The organism is Chryseobacterium sp. GW823-FHT05E08, assembly GCF_058795655.1.
Genome location: NZ_JBXAHY010000004.1, coordinates 50,683 through 67,196 on the forward strand (window position 1 = coordinate 50,683; position 16,514 = coordinate 67,196).

Annotated in this window: 14 protein-coding genes; 6 read left to right on the forward strand and 8 right to left on the reverse strand. The window is 34.2% G+C overall.

All coding sequences use genetic code 11. From position 1 onward, the window contains the following. The first annotated feature begins 192 nt into the window (after positions 1 to 192). Positions 193 to 567 carry a hypothetical protein gene (locus tag AC1Q7L_RS14390; protein ID WP_492306985.1) on the forward strand — a complete coding sequence of 125 codons (375 nt, stop codon included), beginning with the start codon at positions 193 to 195 and terminating at the stop codon, positions 565 to 567. A gap of 275 nt (positions 568 to 842) precedes the next feature. Beyond that, the gene (locus AC1Q7L_RS14395) at positions 843 to 1,772 is read left to right on the forward strand and encodes a hypothetical protein (RefSeq protein ID WP_492306984.1); all 930 of its coding nucleotides are present in this window, start codon (positions 843 to 845) and stop codon (positions 1,770 to 1,772) included. Positions 1,773 to 1,831: 59 nt separating this feature from the next. On the opposite strand, the gene AC1Q7L_RS14400 is transcribed toward AC1Q7L_RS14395, so the two are convergent. Continuing rightward, entirely contained in the window at positions 1,832 to 5,179 is a 3,348-nt protein-coding gene (locus AC1Q7L_RS14400; RefSeq protein ID WP_492306983.1) for a methylmalonyl-CoA mutase family protein, read from the reverse strand. A gap of 183 nt (positions 5,180 to 5,362) precedes the next feature. Between AC1Q7L_RS14400 and AC1Q7L_RS14405 the strand changes: the two genes are divergently transcribed. After that, entirely contained in the window at positions 5,363 to 5,695 is a 333-nt protein-coding gene (locus AC1Q7L_RS14405) for a hypothetical protein (RefSeq protein WP_492306982.1), read from the forward strand. A 40-nt stretch (positions 5,696 to 5,735) separates the two neighbouring features. Here AC1Q7L_RS14405 and AC1Q7L_RS14410 read toward each other — a convergent pair whose 3' ends face one another. Then, positions 5,736 to 6,845, reverse strand: a complete 1,110-nt coding sequence (locus AC1Q7L_RS14410) for a DUF3667 domain-containing protein (RefSeq protein ID WP_492306981.1) — start codon at positions 6,843 to 6,845, stop codon at positions 5,736 to 5,738. Between the two features lie 348 nt (positions 6,846 to 7,193). On the opposite strand from AC1Q7L_RS14410, the gene rplM reads away from it, so the two are divergent. The 3 genes from rplM to rpsB all read left to right on the forward strand — a co-directional run bounded on the left by rplM (position 7,194) and on the right by rpsB (position 9,008). After that, entirely contained in the window at positions 7,194 to 7,649 is a 456-nt protein-coding gene (gene rplM / locus AC1Q7L_RS14415; RefSeq protein WP_066754694.1) for a 50S ribosomal protein L13, read from the forward strand. A gap of 9 nt (positions 7,650 to 7,658) precedes the next feature. Further along, entirely contained in the window at positions 7,659 to 8,045 is a 387-nt protein-coding gene (rpsI, locus tag AC1Q7L_RS14420; RefSeq protein WP_054511446.1) for a 30S ribosomal protein S9, read from the forward strand. Positions 8,046 to 8,243: 198 nt separating this feature from the next. Continuing rightward, on the forward strand, positions 8,244 to 9,008 hold the full coding sequence (gene rpsB / locus AC1Q7L_RS14425; RefSeq protein WP_410693720.1) for a 30S ribosomal protein S2: 765 nt from the start codon (positions 8,244 to 8,246) through the stop codon (positions 9,006 to 9,008). 72 nt (positions 9,009 to 9,080) lie between these two features. Here the strand turns inward: rpsB and AC1Q7L_RS14430 are convergent, their stop codons facing one another. The 6 genes from AC1Q7L_RS14430 to AC1Q7L_RS14455 form a co-directional block, all read right to left on the reverse strand. Next, on the reverse strand, positions 9,081 to 9,530 hold the full coding sequence (locus tag AC1Q7L_RS14430; protein WP_492306980.1) for a DUF6759 domain-containing protein: 450 nt from the start codon (positions 9,528 to 9,530) through the stop codon (positions 9,081 to 9,083). A 32-nt stretch (positions 9,531 to 9,562) separates the two neighbouring features. Beyond that, positions 9,563 to 10,210 (reverse strand): DUF6759 domain-containing protein, encoded by a 648-nt coding sequence (locus tag AC1Q7L_RS14435; RefSeq protein ID WP_492306979.1) that lies wholly within the window; start codon positions 10,208 to 10,210, stop codon positions 9,563 to 9,565. Between the two features lie 191 nt (positions 10,211 to 10,401). Then, positions 10,402 to 11,079, reverse strand: a complete 678-nt coding sequence (gene trmB, locus AC1Q7L_RS14440) for a tRNA (guanosine(46)-N7)-methyltransferase TrmB (RefSeq protein WP_492306978.1) — start codon at positions 11,077 to 11,079, stop codon at positions 10,402 to 10,404. An 84-nt stretch (positions 11,080 to 11,163) separates the two neighbouring features. Next, a complete protein-coding gene (locus tag AC1Q7L_RS14445; RefSeq protein WP_410693716.1) occupies positions 11,164 to 11,949 on the reverse strand; it encodes a DUF6759 domain-containing protein in 786 nt (261 codons plus the stop codon). A gap of 202 nt (positions 11,950 to 12,151) precedes the next feature. Beyond that, positions 12,152 to 12,940 carry a hypothetical protein gene (locus tag AC1Q7L_RS14450; protein ID WP_492306977.1) on the reverse strand — a complete coding sequence of 263 codons (789 nt, stop codon included), beginning with the start codon at positions 12,938 to 12,940 and terminating at the stop codon, positions 12,152 to 12,154. 134 nt (positions 12,941 to 13,074) lie between these two features. Continuing rightward, positions 13,075 to 16,473: an FIDD domain-containing protein gene (locus AC1Q7L_RS14455; protein WP_492306976.1), complete on the reverse strand. Its 3,399-nt coding sequence runs from the start codon at positions 16,471 to 16,473 to the stop codon at positions 13,075 to 13,077. Positions 16,474 to 16,514: the final 41 nt, after the last annotated feature.

Consider the following 16,514-nt stretch of genomic DNA (forward strand, 5'->3'; position numbering starts at 1 on the left):
ATTGTAAAGAACGTGTATACACGTTCTTTTTTTTTTAATTAATAACAAAAGAAAACACACAAGTAAACGTACAAGTAATCTGATTTTAAATTACGGATTTCCGTAATTAGTATGATGGTAATCTAATAAGTAATTTTATTTATTTTGATATGTAATAATATTTTTGTATGTTTGTAATTAAATACATACAATATGAGTGTTTTTGATTTTATTTCATTTGAAGATCCAAATAAAGTTGGAGGCTCTATTAAGGCAACGATACATAAAACCGGAAAGCTTGGATTCTCTTCAGGTGCAGAAGAATTTATGGGAATTAACGAGCAATCCTATTTTAAAATAGGGTTCAACAATAGTAACGAAAGTGATGAGAGCATCTATATGGTTGCTTCTGAAACTGAAGAAGGTGCTTTTAAAATTTCAAAAGCAGGAATGTATTACTATGTGAATTTAAAGAATGTTTTTGACAAGAGAGGATTAGATTATAAGAATAAGAGTTATATATATGATATAAGAAAAGAGAAAAATGGAGATGTTGAATATTTTATTTTAACTAAAAGAAAAAAATAATATCGAGGGAGAGAAAATATAAAAAAAGGCTGAATAAACAGCCGAGAAAATTTGTTGGTTTTTTTTGTTTCAATTTTGGAGTGGACGCCTAATTTAACAAAGAAAATATACCGAAGAAGTGAGATTACCTCATCTACTTTTGTTGTACAAAGGTACTTCAAATGTTTCTTTTTTCCAAAATAAAATTCGGTTTTAACACTCACGAACGTTAGAGTTAATTATCATATTAAAAAAATGAGAATATTATTTAATATCAATTTAAAAAAAGAATCATTATGAATTATAAAGTATCAACTTTCAAATTCTCTATTAAAAATAAAAATGGAGAAAATCATTTTTTAGGAAATCTACCTGGAAACTTAGATTTTTTAGATCTCTTTGATGAGTTTTGCCAAGACGTTATTGCTAACATTAAAAAATTTAATGAAAATGGTAAAGATAAAAGCTTGACTTTAAGAGAGTTGCCAAGGGTTTTTGAAGGTAGAAGATTTATCTGTGGTAAATTTGATGCTGGAAGCACTGGCGATCCTGCAAATGTTAATGACCCTAGAACGAATGAAACTAAATATTCTATATCACCAGATGAATTACAAGCTAGAATATTGAATTTTTATATTCAAATACCAAAAAATAGGAATGAAGGATATTTGATTTTACAAAGGAAATCAACTCATAGTATTCAAAAAAGTTTTGAAGATTGTTTCAATAAATTTTTGGTGAGAAAAGGTTTTGAAGGTGAAAATAGAATTAAAATTAAACTTACCTCTGCCCCAAATTTTAAATTAATGGAAAAGATGATGAATAATGGAGATTTAAGAGAAGTTAATCTTCATAGAAATCTTATTCCAAATGGCTTTTCAGAATTGTTTGAAGGTTCCAGTACCTCAAATTTAGGAACAACAATTACTCAGTTAAAATTCAATAAAGGAGCTATTAAGAGTAATATCAAGGAAGTTCTATCTAATATCTATAGAAAAAGCTATACTGGTGACGAGCAAGTTGAAATTGATGGGAATTTTTATGATGAAGTTTCATTTACTTTTTATCTTGATAAAGTTACTAAAACGTTTTACGTATATGATAAATCAAAGATAAGATCAGAAATTGATATTACTTCAATGGTTGGTGATGGCATTTATCAAGGTGAAATACCCTTAGAGATATTTATTGAAATTTCGGAAAAGTTAATTTTGGAAATTTCATAATAAAAGCCGTAGATTAATTTCTACGGCTTTTTATTTAAACTGTCCGCCCGACTACGGGCTTACATATTTCTTCTATACTTACCACCCACTTCAAACAAAGCATTGGTAATTTGTCCAAGAGAACAATATTTCACGGCATCCATCATTACATTAAATAAATTTTGCTGATTGATGGCAGCGTGTTGTAATGTTTTTAAAGCGGCTTCGGATTTATCTTCATTAGATTGTTGGAAATTATGAAGGGTCTCGATCTGAACCTGTTTTTCTTCCTCAGTCGAACGGATAACTTCTCCTGGGCGAACCGTTGGTGAACCGTCTTTTCCAAGGAAAGTATTTACCCCGATGATCGGATATTCTCCAGTGTGCTTTAGCCATTCGTAATGCATCGATTCTTCCTGAATTTTTGAACGTTGATACATCGTTTCCATCGCACCAAGAACACCTCCTCTCTCTGTAATTCTGTCGAATTCTGCATAAACAGCTTCTTCAACAAGATCCGTTAATTCTTCAATAATAAATGAACCTTGAAGTGGATTTTCGTTTTTCGCCAAACCTAATTCTTTATTGATAATCAACTGAATCGCCATAGCTCTTCTTACAGACTGCTCAGTCGGCGTTGTAATCGCCTCGTCGTAAGCATTGGTGTGAAGTGAATTACAGTTATCGTAGATTGCGTAAAGCGCCTGTAAAGTCGTTCTGATGTCATTGAAATCAATTTCCTGAGCGTGAAGCGAACGTCCCGAAGTTTGGATGTGGTATTTCAACATCTGACTTCTTTCGTCTGCTCCATATTTCAATTTCATGGCTTTTGCCCAGATTCTTCTTGCTACACGTCCGATTACTGAATATTCAGGGTCGATACCGTTGGAGAAGAAGAACGATAAGTTGGGTGCAAAATCATTGATATCCATTCCTCTTGACAAATAATATTCCACATACGTGAAACCGTTTGCCAAAGTGAATGCTAGCTGAGAAACCGGATTCGCACCCGCTTCCGCAATATGATATCCTGAAATAGAAACCGAATAGAAATTTCTTACTTTTTCTGTGATAAAATATTCCTGAACGTCACCCATCAATCTCAAGGCAAATTCAGTAGAGAAAATACAAGTATTCTGAGCCTGATCTTCTTTTAAAATATCAGCCTGAACTGTTCCACGAACGGTTGCGATTGTTTTAGCCTTAATTTCAGCATAAGCTTCTGCAGGAATTACTTCATCTCCGGTAAGTCCTAATAATTTTAATCCTAAACCGTTGTTTGATGGAGGTAATTCGCCGTTATATTTTGGTCTTTCTAGTCCTTTATCGTCGAATTTTGCTTTTAAAGCTTTTTCAACATTAGCTTCAAGCTTATGTTCAGCAATATATTTTTCAACATTTTGATCGATTGCAGCATTCATAAAGAAAGCCAACAACATCGGAGCCGGTCCGTTGATTGTCATTGAAACCGAAGTCATGGCGTTCACCAAATCAAATCCTGAATACAATTTTTTAGCATCATCTAATGTTGCGATTGAAACTCCTGCATTTCCGATTTTACCATAAATATCTGGTGGTAATGCTGGATCTTGACCGTATAAAGTTACAGAGTCAAACGCTGTTGAAAGACGTTTTGCATCCATTTCGGCAGAAACATAGTGGAATCTTCTGTTCGTTCTTTCAGGACCTCCTTCTCCGGCGAACATTCTCGTTGGATCTTCTCCTGTTCTTTTAAAAGGATAAATTCCAGCTGTATACGGGAATCCTCCCGGAAGATTTTCCTGACCTTTCCATTTAATTAGATCTCCCCAATCTGTATATTTTGGTAAAGAGATTTTTGGAATTTTTAAATGAGATAAAGATTCTGTTGAAGTCTCTACTTTAATTTCTTTTCCACGAACGAAATATGAATAAAATTCAGCTTTGAAAGCCTCTTTAGTATCAGCCCAATTTTTCAGGAAATCGATATTTTCCTGTTGAAGATCTTTTTCAGCTTTTTGATATTCAGCATCTAATGTTTCATTAGAAAGGAATTTTTTTACCCCTTCAATATGATACATTTTCCTTGCTAATTCGGCTTGTTTTTCAACATTAGCGTCGTAAATTCTATTATTTTCTACAATTTCTGATAAATAACGAACTCTTTTCGGTGGAATAATCGTGATATCTTCAGAAACTTCTTGTTCAACAAAACCTTGTAAGTTTAAATCAGAAAACTTGTCATTTACTTTTTCAACTAATCTATTGTATAAATCGGTTGTTCCGTGATCATTGAATTGAGAAGCTTTTGTTGCATAAACAGGCATATCGTCCAATGGACTTTCCCATAATAAATGGTTTCTCTGGAACTGCTTTCTAACGGCTTGAAGCGCGTCTAAAGCACCACGTTTGTCAGATTTATTTAAAGCAACTAAATCTGCGTAATCCAACATGTCGATTTTTTCCAACTGTGTCGAAGCTCCGTATTCAGGAGTCATTACGTACATTGAAACATCTGCAAAATCTGAAACTTCTGAACCTGATTGTCCAATACCTGAAGTTTCTAAGATGATAACATCTGGATGAGCTAATTTCAACACATTCAATGCTGAATGAATAAACGGAGAAACAGAAACGTTGTTTTCTCTCGTCGCCATCGAACGCATATAAACTCTAGGATCGTTGATCGCGTTCATACGAATTCTGTCACCCAAAAGCGCTCCTCCTGTTTTCTTTTTCGAAGGGTCAATGGAGATAATGGCAATTTTTTTATCTGTATTGGAACGTAAGAAACGTCTTACCAATTCGTCTGTTAAAGAAGATTTTCCGGCTCCACCTGTACCTGTGATACCGATGATTGGAATGTTTAAATCTTTTGATTTTTCGTCAATCGCTTTTACCAATTCTGGTTTTTCTTCTGAGAAGTTTTCAACAGCAGAAATGATTTTAGCAATGCTTGTAGAATTTTCAAAACTAATTGATTCTAAGTCACTTGCCGTCACGTCTTTTCCTGTCGCGAAATCGGATCTTTTCACCAAATCATCGATCATTCCCTGTAAACCAAGCTCACGACCGTCGTCCGGAGAATAAATCCTGTCTATTCCGTAAGACATGATATCTTCGATTTCTTCTGGCAGAATTACACCGCCGCCGCCGCCGAAAATCTTGATTTGGGGTGAATTTTTTTCTCTTAAAAGGTCGTAGATATATTTGAAATATTCGTTGTGACCACCTTGATAAGATGTTAATGCAATTGCGTTGGCATCTTCCTGAATGGCTGTATTTACAACTTCCTCGGCAGATTTATCGTGGCCAAGGTGGATAACTTCGCATCCTGTTCCCTGAATCACACGACGCATGATATTAATAGCTGCATCATGTCCGTCGAATAACGACGCTGCTGTTACAATTCTTACTTTGTTTGTTGGAGTATATTTTTGGGTTTCCATAAAAATCTAGAAAATTTCTGAATTCCAAATATAATAATAAAATAACAACCTGATTTTTATATTTAATTTGTTTTAAATCAAATAATTAAATGTTTTTATAGAATTGAGTTTCTCCCAACTGAACAAACATTCGTTTAGAAATGCTAACTAATTTCTTTATTTTTGCATCATATTATATATAGTATGAAAAAGGCTTTGATGTATTTTGCTTTAGGAACAGTTTTGAGTTTCCTTATTAATTATTTTTTTTATAGTTCCAACAATATCGGTCTTGATATATATTATGCCTTGGCTTTCGGGATTGCGTGGGGGATTGCTTATTATTTAGATACGCCTAATATTACCTTGCCACAAAAATTAGGTTTTTCTTTTGTTGCGATGGGGGCTTTAGTATTGATCGGAACATTAATTTTTAGTTTAGAATTGGCAATTCCTTCGATACTTAAATTTTCAATGGTTTTTGTTGCGTATTATTTGATTGCAAGTTTTAAAGGAAGCAAGTCATTAAGAAAATAAAAAAAATGAGACTGTCTTAAAAGGCAGTCTCATTTTATATTTAGTGGATCATCAGAAAGCTTACTAAAGCAAGGCCGATGACCAAGATCATAAATGCAAAGAAATTTATCATAAATAATACGATCCCAATTATAAAGCTGACTGCTCCATGGGTATGATAAACTTTGTGATGAGCAATAAAAAAGTATACCATACTATATAATGATAAAAATACGATCAATAAATATAATATAACATTAATAAATCCAACGTCTATTACGCTTGTTAATTTTGCGATAAGGAATATAAATAAAATATTCAGCAAAAGGAAAGAGAAGTAATGTAATGTGAAAATTCCATGATCGAAATACCACCATTTTTTCTTATTGTGGAAAATCCATAAAAAGAATGCAAACAATGGAAGATAAATGAAAAGAGCTTTCGGCATATTATGGAAAGATTTTTCAGCTAAATTTTTAAATATTTCTGCTTTTGAAACGCCATTTTCCTTTAATTCAAAGAATTTATGAGCTAGCGGAGTTTGTATAAAATCCAAATTCGATGGGTTTTTTGCCTTTGCAGAATCATAGGACTTTCTTGTTCCATATCCTCCAAAATTAATATCTTCATCGATTTTTTTATCCATTTCGAACGTTTCCTTGAAATCATTTATTTCAGCAGAATCGGATAATAATGTATTAAGTTTTTTAACTGTTGCAGAATCTTCCTGACTTAGATTTTTTTCAGCTTTTATACTATCGAGTATTTTCTGCGTCTCTGCAGCTTTTATTTTGTCGAAAAAACTTGTTTTATTATGATTTCCGGCATCTTTCTTATCTGATAAATTAATATTAATCATCGGAAAAAGAGCGAACATGAAAAAAGTAATGAAACTGACAAAAATATAAAGCTTCACAGGTGGTACGAATTTCTGTCTTTTACCTTCTAAATATGTGCTTGTAAGCTTTCCTGGTTTTATTAGAAGGTTTTTTAATGTACCCCAAAACTGTCCGTCGTAATGAGTGAAGTCCTCGAAAAAGTGGGTGAAGAGATAATAGAATGGTTGTCTTGTTTCGGCATTTTCCTGTCCGCAATGTGGGCAATATCGATCTTCTACCTGATGATTGCAGTTTAAACAAGTTTTATCTTCTCTGATTTTTCCGTGGCTCATGGATGTGGAGGGTTTTGCGCAAAGATAATTATTTAACTTTACACCATAATTATATCAATAATCTTTTACGGAAATATTTAAAGAAAAGTTAATAAAGCAAGAGTTTGAGTTGCCAAACTCTTTACTTTATCACCTGTGTTTTTAGAATTTTCTAAAACGTTTTTTTCATCTTCAAACTATTTACAAGATTTATGCCAGAAATAATCTATATAGATGAAATCTGTTGAATCGTTTAATCAAAACTTACTTTCAATACTTTATCTAAAATATACTTTCGGGTTACAAAATTAATTTGTACCTTTGCACACCCTTATGGGGAAAATTATGTTTAATCTTTAACTAAAACGTGTGAATACATTAAGTTACAAAACTGTTTCAGCGAACAAAGCTACTGCTAATAAAGAATGGGTTGTGGTAGACGCTGAAGGACAGCCGTTAGGAAGACTAGCTTCTACGGTTGCAAAGATTTTGAGAGGTAAGCACAAAACAAACTTTACACCTCACGTAGATTGTGGTGATAACGTTATTGTTTTGAATGCTGGGAAAGTTACTCTTTCCGGAAACAAGTGGAACGATAAGACTTATATCTGGCATACAGGTTACCCTGGAGGTCAAAAGTCTATGACTGCAGCTGAACTTCAAAAGAAAGATTCTTTAAAAGTATTAGAAAAATCTGTAAAAGGTATGTTACCTAAAAACAGATTAGGATCTGCTTTATTGAAGAACCTTTACTTATATGAAGGAACTGAGCACAAACATGAAGCTCAACAGCCTGCAACAATTAATGTTAACGAATTTAAATAATTAATTAATATGTCTATAGTTCACAAAATCGGAAGAAGAAAAACTTCTGTAGCGAGAGTTTATGTAAAACCAGGTTCTGGAATCATTACAGTAAACGGTAAAGAAGCTGCAACTTATTTCTCTACAGACGTTATGGTTTATAAATTAAACCAACCGTTTATCCTTTCTGAAACTGTTGGTCAGTATGACGTTACCGTAAATGTTTTCGGTGGTGGTAATACAGGTCAGGCAGAAGCTATCAGATTAGGTATTTCAAGAGCTCTATGTGAAATCAATGCTGAATTCAGATTAGCTTTAAAACCTGCTGGTTTACTTACGAGAGATGCAAGAATGGTGGAAAGAAAGAAGCCAGGTCAGAAAAAAGCAAGAAAGAGATTCCAATTCTCAAAACGTTAAGAATTGCGGTAAGCTTAAAGCAATATGCAATAAGCTATTTGAACTTATTAAAATTTTTAATCCGCTTGAAAGCTTACAGCTTAATGCCTAAAGCCTAAAGCAAATTGCCCGTTACGTTTAGCATCCAAACACTTCTCCCATCTAAAGAAGTTGTTGATTGCATAAGAAGCGGAAAGTAAACTAACAAAAACAGAAAACATGGCAAAAGCAAATGTAAAAGACCTTCTAGAGGCTGGTGTACACTTCGGTCACATGACTAGAAAGTGGAATCCAAATATGGCTCCATACATTTTTATGGAGAAAAATGGTATTCACATTGTAGACTTACATAAAACAGCGGTTAAATTGGATGAAGCTTGTAGCGCTTTAGAAAAATTAACTTCTGCAGGTAAAAAAGTTCTTTTTGTAGCTACTAAAAAGCAAGCAAAAGAAGTTGTTGCAAAACACGCTGCTGAACTTAATATGCCTTATATTACAGAAAGATGGCCGGGAGGAATGTTAACGAACTTCGTTACTATCAGAAAGGCTGTTAAGAAAATGAACCATATCGACAAAATGAAAAAAGACGGTACGTTCGAAACTTTATCTAAAAAAGAAAGACTTCAGGTTGACAGACAAAGAGCTAACTTAGAGAAAAACTTAGGTTCTATCTCTGACATGGTTCGTCTTCCTTCTGCGATCTTCGTTGTAGATATCATGAGAGAACACATCGCTGTAACTGAAGCTAAGAAATTAGGTATTCCAGTTTTCGGTATTGTTGATACAAACTCTGATCCTAGAAAAGTTGACTTCGTTATCCCAGGAAACGATGATGCTTCTAAGTCTATCGATATGATCTTGAGCGTAGTTTCAGAATCTATCAAAGACGGTCAGACTCAAAGAAAAGCTGACAAAGAAAAATCTAAAGAAGAAGGTGAAGTAGTATCTGCTGATAAAGACGCAGATTTCGATTCTGCTGAATAATTTAAGATTTTCTTTAAAATAATAAAACCGCTAAACTTGTTTAGCGGTTTTTTTGTATTTATTAATTTAAGATTAGTTTGAAAGTTTAATATTGTAAGATGACGTTATAAACTTCGTTTTCTGATATACAGAATTACACAACATTCCGGATAAGTTATAGTTTTGATTTTTAGGAACCATTGCTGAGCCTATTTTATTAGTACCAATCGGAATTTTTTTGAAGTAATTATTTCCACTTATCGTAAGTACCATATTGCATCTCGAATTATTTTCAACCGTGATAGAGGTTTTGTCTCCATCTGACCCGTTTAACAGATCTGTAAGAACTTCGGCTGTTTCGGGCTTATAAGTCTTTATTAAGGCACTGTATTCCCTTTCTACCTGGCCTGATGAGTTGTTTGCACTCGAAGGATTAGTTGTTACCGGTCTTCTAGCAGGCGGAGTTGAGCGGTAGTTTGTTGTACCGCAACTGTTTAAAAATATGGTCAATGCAAAACTGTAAAAAAGTACCGTCTTTTTCATGTGAAGAATTTGTGATGTAAAAATAATCTTTTTTACTTATTGTTTAAAATTGATTTATTCCCAACTTGTTCGGGATTGTTTATGGTTAAAAACATATTCTTTTTTATGCTTTTCTGTGAATTATATTTCACATCACAAACATTGCTATTTAGAGTATAAGATCCTTTATTAATTACAATGAAATTTTCTCCATGTGCGGGAATTGCCATATTGTAAAAGTCTTTTCCTTCAATTCTTAAAACTAAATTACAGTCAGAACGGTTTTTAAGTAAAAGAATGACTTCTTTTTTACTGATATCTTCATTAATCATTGCATTTAAAAGCTTTACTGTCTTTTCTTTATGGTTCTTTTTTGTTTCAGATATTAAGCGTTTAAAATCTTCTGCATCCTTAGAATTCGCATCTTTCATTACACTATTGGGAATTTCAGTGATAACAGGTCTGGCTTCCATGGGTTTTGCGTCTTTTTTACCTTTCGTCCATTCTTCATTTTTTAAGGCAAGTAATTTGGGTTTTAAGACACTTTTTTTTGGATCTTCCGGATGGCAGGTTTTCAGATATTCTTCAATTTCCTGAATGTTTGTACTTTTTAGAATGTTTTTGCTGCTACTTTTTTGAGCATGCGCGAAACTTGAGATCAGTACAAAAAGTACAGAAATGATGAGGGAATTTTTTTTCATTGATAAAAATTTTAAAAGTTGTTACTTTCATGTTCTTATGTGTTTGTGTTGTGTTTTTTAAATGGAAAAATAAGGATGTAAATTTTTACAACCTTTATCTTTGCGAGCGAATTTTATCACTCAAATAATAAAATCTGATTAACTTTTTAAAGTAAAATGAGTGAGGGTGTGTTTTTTCATCTGTTTGTTTTTTAATTTATTTTGAACTTAATATAGGTTATTGTTTTTCCTTTTGCAGAAAACAATTCTTCATAATAGGTTTTTATATCTTTTAAATGTTCGGTACCCGGATCATATTCAGCAGCTCCATAAATATCATGGTGAGCCGATACAATTTCATAGCCTGCGCCTTGAAGGTAGCCTAAAGTATAGCCATGTAAAAACTCAGAATCCGTCTTTAAATGAATGATTCCGCCCGGTTTCAGGAACTTTTTATATCTTTCAAGGAAGTCGGGATGAGTCAATCTGTGTTTTGTACGTCTGTATTTGATCTGCGGATCAGGGAACGTGATCCAGATTTCATCTACTTCGTTTTCTCCAAAAAAATGGTCTACCAATTCAATTTGAGACCTTACAAAAGCAACATTGCCCATGTTATTTTCTACAGCTTCTTTGGCTCCAAACCAAAATCTGGCACCTTTGATATCAATACCGATAAAGTTTTTCTCTGGAAAAGCTTTTGCAAGACCAACAGAATATTCTCCTTTACCACAGCCTAATTCAAGAACAATTGGGTTATCATTTTTAAAGAAATCTGTTCTCCATTTTCCTTTCAGAGCAAAGCTATTTAAAGCTTCTTCTCTTGTTGGCTGGATAACGTTTGGTAATATTTTGTTTTCAGCGAATCTTGCTAATTTATTTTTGCCCATGAGATATATAAAATCCTGCAAAAATAGCGAAATTTAAAAACATGACCTTGTCTTTTAACTATAAATAAAGATTTGGAGAATTTATTACTTCTTTGCAGAGCTTCCCAATGCCACCATCAGTGGTTTCTGGATTGTTTTTTGAGAAGCATATTGAGCACCGCACACAATACTTGTGAAAAGATAATCACCTTTTGTGACTACAACCGAGCTTTCGTTATGTGCAGGAACGGCAAGTCTGTATTTTGTGGTACCAATTCCTTCCATTCTTACAATAATATTACAGTCGGATTTGTTTTGAATAAGCACAATACACTCTTTACTCATCGGATCATTATCGAAAAGTGAGTTTAATATCTGTACTGTTTTATTCTTATGTTCAGTTGGAGAAACAGACATCAACATGTTGAATTCTTCTGCTTCTGTATCGGCAATAACGGTTGTTGAAGCTGCAGCAGAGGTATTGGTAACGTAAACATTTTTGGCGCTGCTGGGAGTATAGACAACCAAAGATTGCTTTGCCTGTAATTCTGCGTTGTATTTTGCGATCTGTTTTTGTTTGATGATGGCGTTCATCTCATCAAAAGAGATTTTTGTAGATGGTCTTCTCTTCAACAAAGCAAGCTGTTCCTGCATTTGTTTTACTTTTTGATCTTCGGGACGAGCGGTTTTGATATATTCCTTCATCATTTCCATTACTCTTGGTTTTAGTACGGATCTGCGCGGATCATCTGGGTGAGCATCTCTTAAGAAAGCATTTATCTCATAAATGTTTTTGCTTTTTAAGATATTGCTGTAGTCTTTGTCTTTTCTCTGGGCAGAAAAAAGTCCAAAAAATAACACTGTACTAAAGAGTAAAAGTAACTTTTTCATTCACTAATATTAAGTTTAAAAAAACTAAATTAATCTTTTTCCTTACTTGTGTTTTTGGGGATTTGATGTTTTAAATTGAAGGGAATATCAGGGCTAAAACACCAAATTATGGCATAAAATTAAACATATTTTTAAAAAATAAAGGAATGTATATCTTTAAATTTTATGACATACATTCCTTTACAGCAAATATGGTGCTAATTTATTTTATAACATCCTGAAGATGAGAATTTCTAAGTCTTCTCTGATAAATAGGCATATATTTTTCAATCGGGATTTTTACGGCCTCGAAATTACCATTCATAATATAAGGTTGAATATTTTCTGAAGTATATACAAATTGAAGGAAATTATCAATCAAATTTTCCGGAATTTTAAATTTCACGAAATAATCTTTTCCCAAATAATTTTTAATCTGAGCAACAGAGCTGTTCATCTTTTCGTAGGCAACATAACGTTGTTTTTTCTTTCTTTCTCCGGATAAAATATCGTAAATACTTTCTAAGCTAAAGGTAAGTCCGCCATCTCGAAGTCCTGCAACAGGAAGTTCCGGTGGATTTCCGTCGCCTTTTGGTTCCGGTAAGCCGATTACTTTTTTCAATGCTAAAGCTTTGTCTTCTTTTTTAAGAGCGTTTACATCATATCTCAGATTTCCGGTAGGTTTAAATCTGCTGATGACAACTTCCTGAATATCGTGGTAGGCTATTTTTAATTCAATTAAATTTTTAGGACCAAACATTTGGGGAGATAATTGAATATCCTTCCTTTCCGTTACAATCGAGGTAAAACGAATAACATCTCCGGCATTTGCCTGAATGGTAAAATCGCCATTATAATCTGTAAGAACAGTTCTTTGCGTAGTAAGATTGGTTACATAAACCTGATTTAGATACAATACCGAGTTGTCTCTTAAAAAGACCTCCCCGTTATATATTTGAGCATTGATTTTTACCAGAAAAAGCAAGACTACTAGAGTAATAAGTTTCTTCATATAATAGGGCAAAATTACATAGAAATCCAATAATTTATACCTACTTAAATAGTGAAATCAGGTTAAAGTTATATTAAACTTTATAATAAAAATGTTAATGAATGTTATAAACCTAGTTTGTGATATACGTTAATTTATCTGTTTTTTACCAATAGCCAGCTTGTATATTTTACCGATGTACTGCCTCCGAATTCTGTCCAGCTTATGAAATACCAATAAGTGGCTGTATTTATGGGTCTTCCGCCCAAGGTTCCGTCCCAAGTAAATCTGTTAGCAGGAGTTCCTCTGAAGACTTCAGCTCCGTATCTGTCGAATATTCTGAATATAAGATTATCGTTGCCCATTAAAGCCGAATAATCAATATCATCATTATGCCCGTCATGATTTGGAGTTATGGTATTGATCAGATTAATAATGGTAAATGTTCTCGTAATTTCGTCACAGTTTCTGGAATCTCTTACGTGTACAACATGATTTCCTCTTGGTACATTCTGGAAGACATTAGAGGCTTGCCAGTTAACACCATCTAAAGAGTATTCGTACGGAGGAGTTCCGCCACTTGCACCGACTGTTACTGTATTTCCATTGACTTCGATTGAAACGATTGCAGGTAGAACAGATTCTGTAACATTGACGGCTTGTCTGTACGTACAACCGTCAAAAGTAAGATCTACCCAATAACTTCCGGCTGAAACGTTCGTGATGGCAGGAGTTGTAGCGCCTGTACTCCAAAGATAACTGTCGAAACCAGGTCCTGCATCCAAATTTGTCGTTGTTTTTGGACAAACAATTTTATCAAAAAGAACATTTGATTTTTTCGGAGTTTTAATATTAACTGTAATTGAAGCTACATTAGGACATACTCCGGGTTTTTCAAATCTGATATGGATGGTTTGAGTTCCGGTAAGATTCATTGGATTTCCGAGAGGGGCAACGTTATTTTGAGCATCAGCTAAAGTCGCGTGATACGTCACCGTAACGTTAGGATCTATCGTAAATTGTGGAATGAATTGTGCCAGATCAACATTTTTGATTCCGTCAAGATCGTTATCGCAGACACTTATGACATATGAAGTTTTTATTAAAGGAATCTTAGCTCCAATGCTGAAATTTAAAGGCTGAACAACACTTGCGCATCCGTCAGGAGAATCAACTCTTATGTAAATTGTTGTTGGCGCAGTGTAACTCCAGTTGTTAGGAAGCGTATTGGCATTTCCTAGGTTGGCATCACCTAAGCTAGCATAATATCTTACATTCGTAAAATAAGTGGGATTATTAAGAACAAGAGGAGTGATATTTGATAAATTAACGGTTACACTTCCATCTAAATTATCATCACAAAATACACCATTATAATTATTTAAAACAATGGCCAGATTAAACAAATTAAGGGTAATCTGAGCAATACTTTTACAGCCGATATTATTTTTAACTACGGCATAAACGATGGTTCCGTTTGGAGCAGTATAGGTTGTAGGTACTGTAATTAATGCTGCAAGATTCTCATTTTGAGCGTCAAGCAGGGTAGGGTAATACGTAATCGTTACCGGAGTGTTGTTGGTAACATTGGCTGTTGTTAAATTAAAAGTTCCCTGTCCATTGATGTTGCAGGCGGTTAATGTTTTATTAGTAACCGTCAATGCCTGAATATTAATCGTTACGGTTACCGATTCACAATCCGGGAAGTCTGCGTCATTTCCGCAGAAAGTGTACGTGAAAGTATCTGTTCCTGTAGTTCCTGGGTTGGTAACAGTGTAGGTAATTATTCCTGTAGTTGAATTTACAACTGCTGTTCCTAAAGTTGGCTGAGTTGTAATTGCAACGGTAGACGGAACCGGTGTTTGTGTAGAACTGCTGAAAGCTGGAGTAATTGTTTTTACTGAACAGACATCATAAATAGCTGTAGTCTGTTTTAAACAATTCAAAACCTTGAATTTTCCTGAAACTAAAGGCGCACAACTTCCCATCGTTACCGAGCAGTGATAAAATCCGGATTGAGTAGGAATATAGGTTGATGTATTGGCTCCTATAATAAGAACATCATTTCGGTACCATTGATAGGTGTCATAAATAATTGGATCGACGGTAAGAACAACTCCAGGAACGCAATCTCCGCCGGATTTTAAAATCACAGGCTGTGTCGGGAAACCTGCAAAGAAACCTCCGTATCCCACGGCATCACTTCCCGCACTTATTCCCGCCATAATTGCTTTTGTTGAAACTACAGTAATTGTTCCTGTGGTATTCGGAATACCATAAGTTACCCAATTGTTGGTACCTGTCATATTGAAAGGCCCTGTACTGGCCAAAGGCTGAGTTCCGTTTACTGTTACAATAGCTCCTTTTTCTGTAATTAAATTAAGCTTAGTCGGAATATTTAAAATCCCGGTAGGATTGGCATTCGAATGAACAAAATTTTCATTGATAAAACCTAGCTCGTTGATCTGTTTTGGTAAATAACAATTCAGGGCAGGGATAAAATTAAATCCACCCGTTGCTACTTCACTTCCAGAAGCTGAATCTCCGGCGAGAATCTGATAAACATAAGCGTTTTTCGATGTTTTTACATATAAATTATAGTGTCCGCTTCCCTGTAACTGATATTTGGTGTCTGGAATTACAAAATACTGTCCTGTATTTATTGTAGCTACCGGAGGTATTTCATTATTAACATAAATCTGGGTGTTATCTTCTGTAGCGATCACCACAGCGCCTTCCATATTGGCTCCGATACTTCCGTTCCCTTTTACGATGGCAAATTCGCTGCCCAGTCTTTCAACGGGGACAGACTGATCCATCAAAATATCAGAACTGCCGGGGAAATTTCCTGCGTATTGACCGTTGAAGTTTCCGTTGGTGACATTTATAGGTTTATTTGAAACAATTTTAGATCCGATGAAGCCATCAAAATTTCCGGATAGGGCACCGTTACCATCAATAATATAAGATTGTCCTTTATTTAATGTAAAAGTCATGGTCGGGTTGGTGACTCCCGTTGTTCCGTTTGAAAATTCTACGGTACTTTTGTATCCTGAAATAGTAACTGTTGTATTATCTTCAGTCGCCAATATACTCGTCATGAAATTCAAAATAAAATTGCTGACCGTTATTGGAGCACTTGCTGCATAAAAAGTTTTTCCTGTAGAAGGAATTCCTTTTGAAGTAATAATTTCTGCGTGGTTATAAACCGAAAACCTCAAGTTAGCATAAAAAGGAAATTCTGCTTTTAGATAAAGTCCTTTTGAAGTGGGTGTAAATAAATCCGTCTGTTGAGTAGTGATGATATAATCTCTTAAAACATCAAATTTCTGAGGATTGTTTTTGCTGATGTTCACTGTCCCGATCAGGACATTGTTGTTGTAAATACTTACCGGAAATGATGTCGTTCTGTTGGTTGAAAGATATAAATTTTGATAAGGATTCGGGTTTCCCGTTCTATCTACCATTGGGGCAAACCAATGTTCTCTGTCCAACTGTGCGAAAGTTGAAGTGAAAATATAGAATATAAATAAAAAAGATAAAATTTTCTTCATTCAGGATCAGCTTTTACCACAAATTTAATAATAAAAAGTAG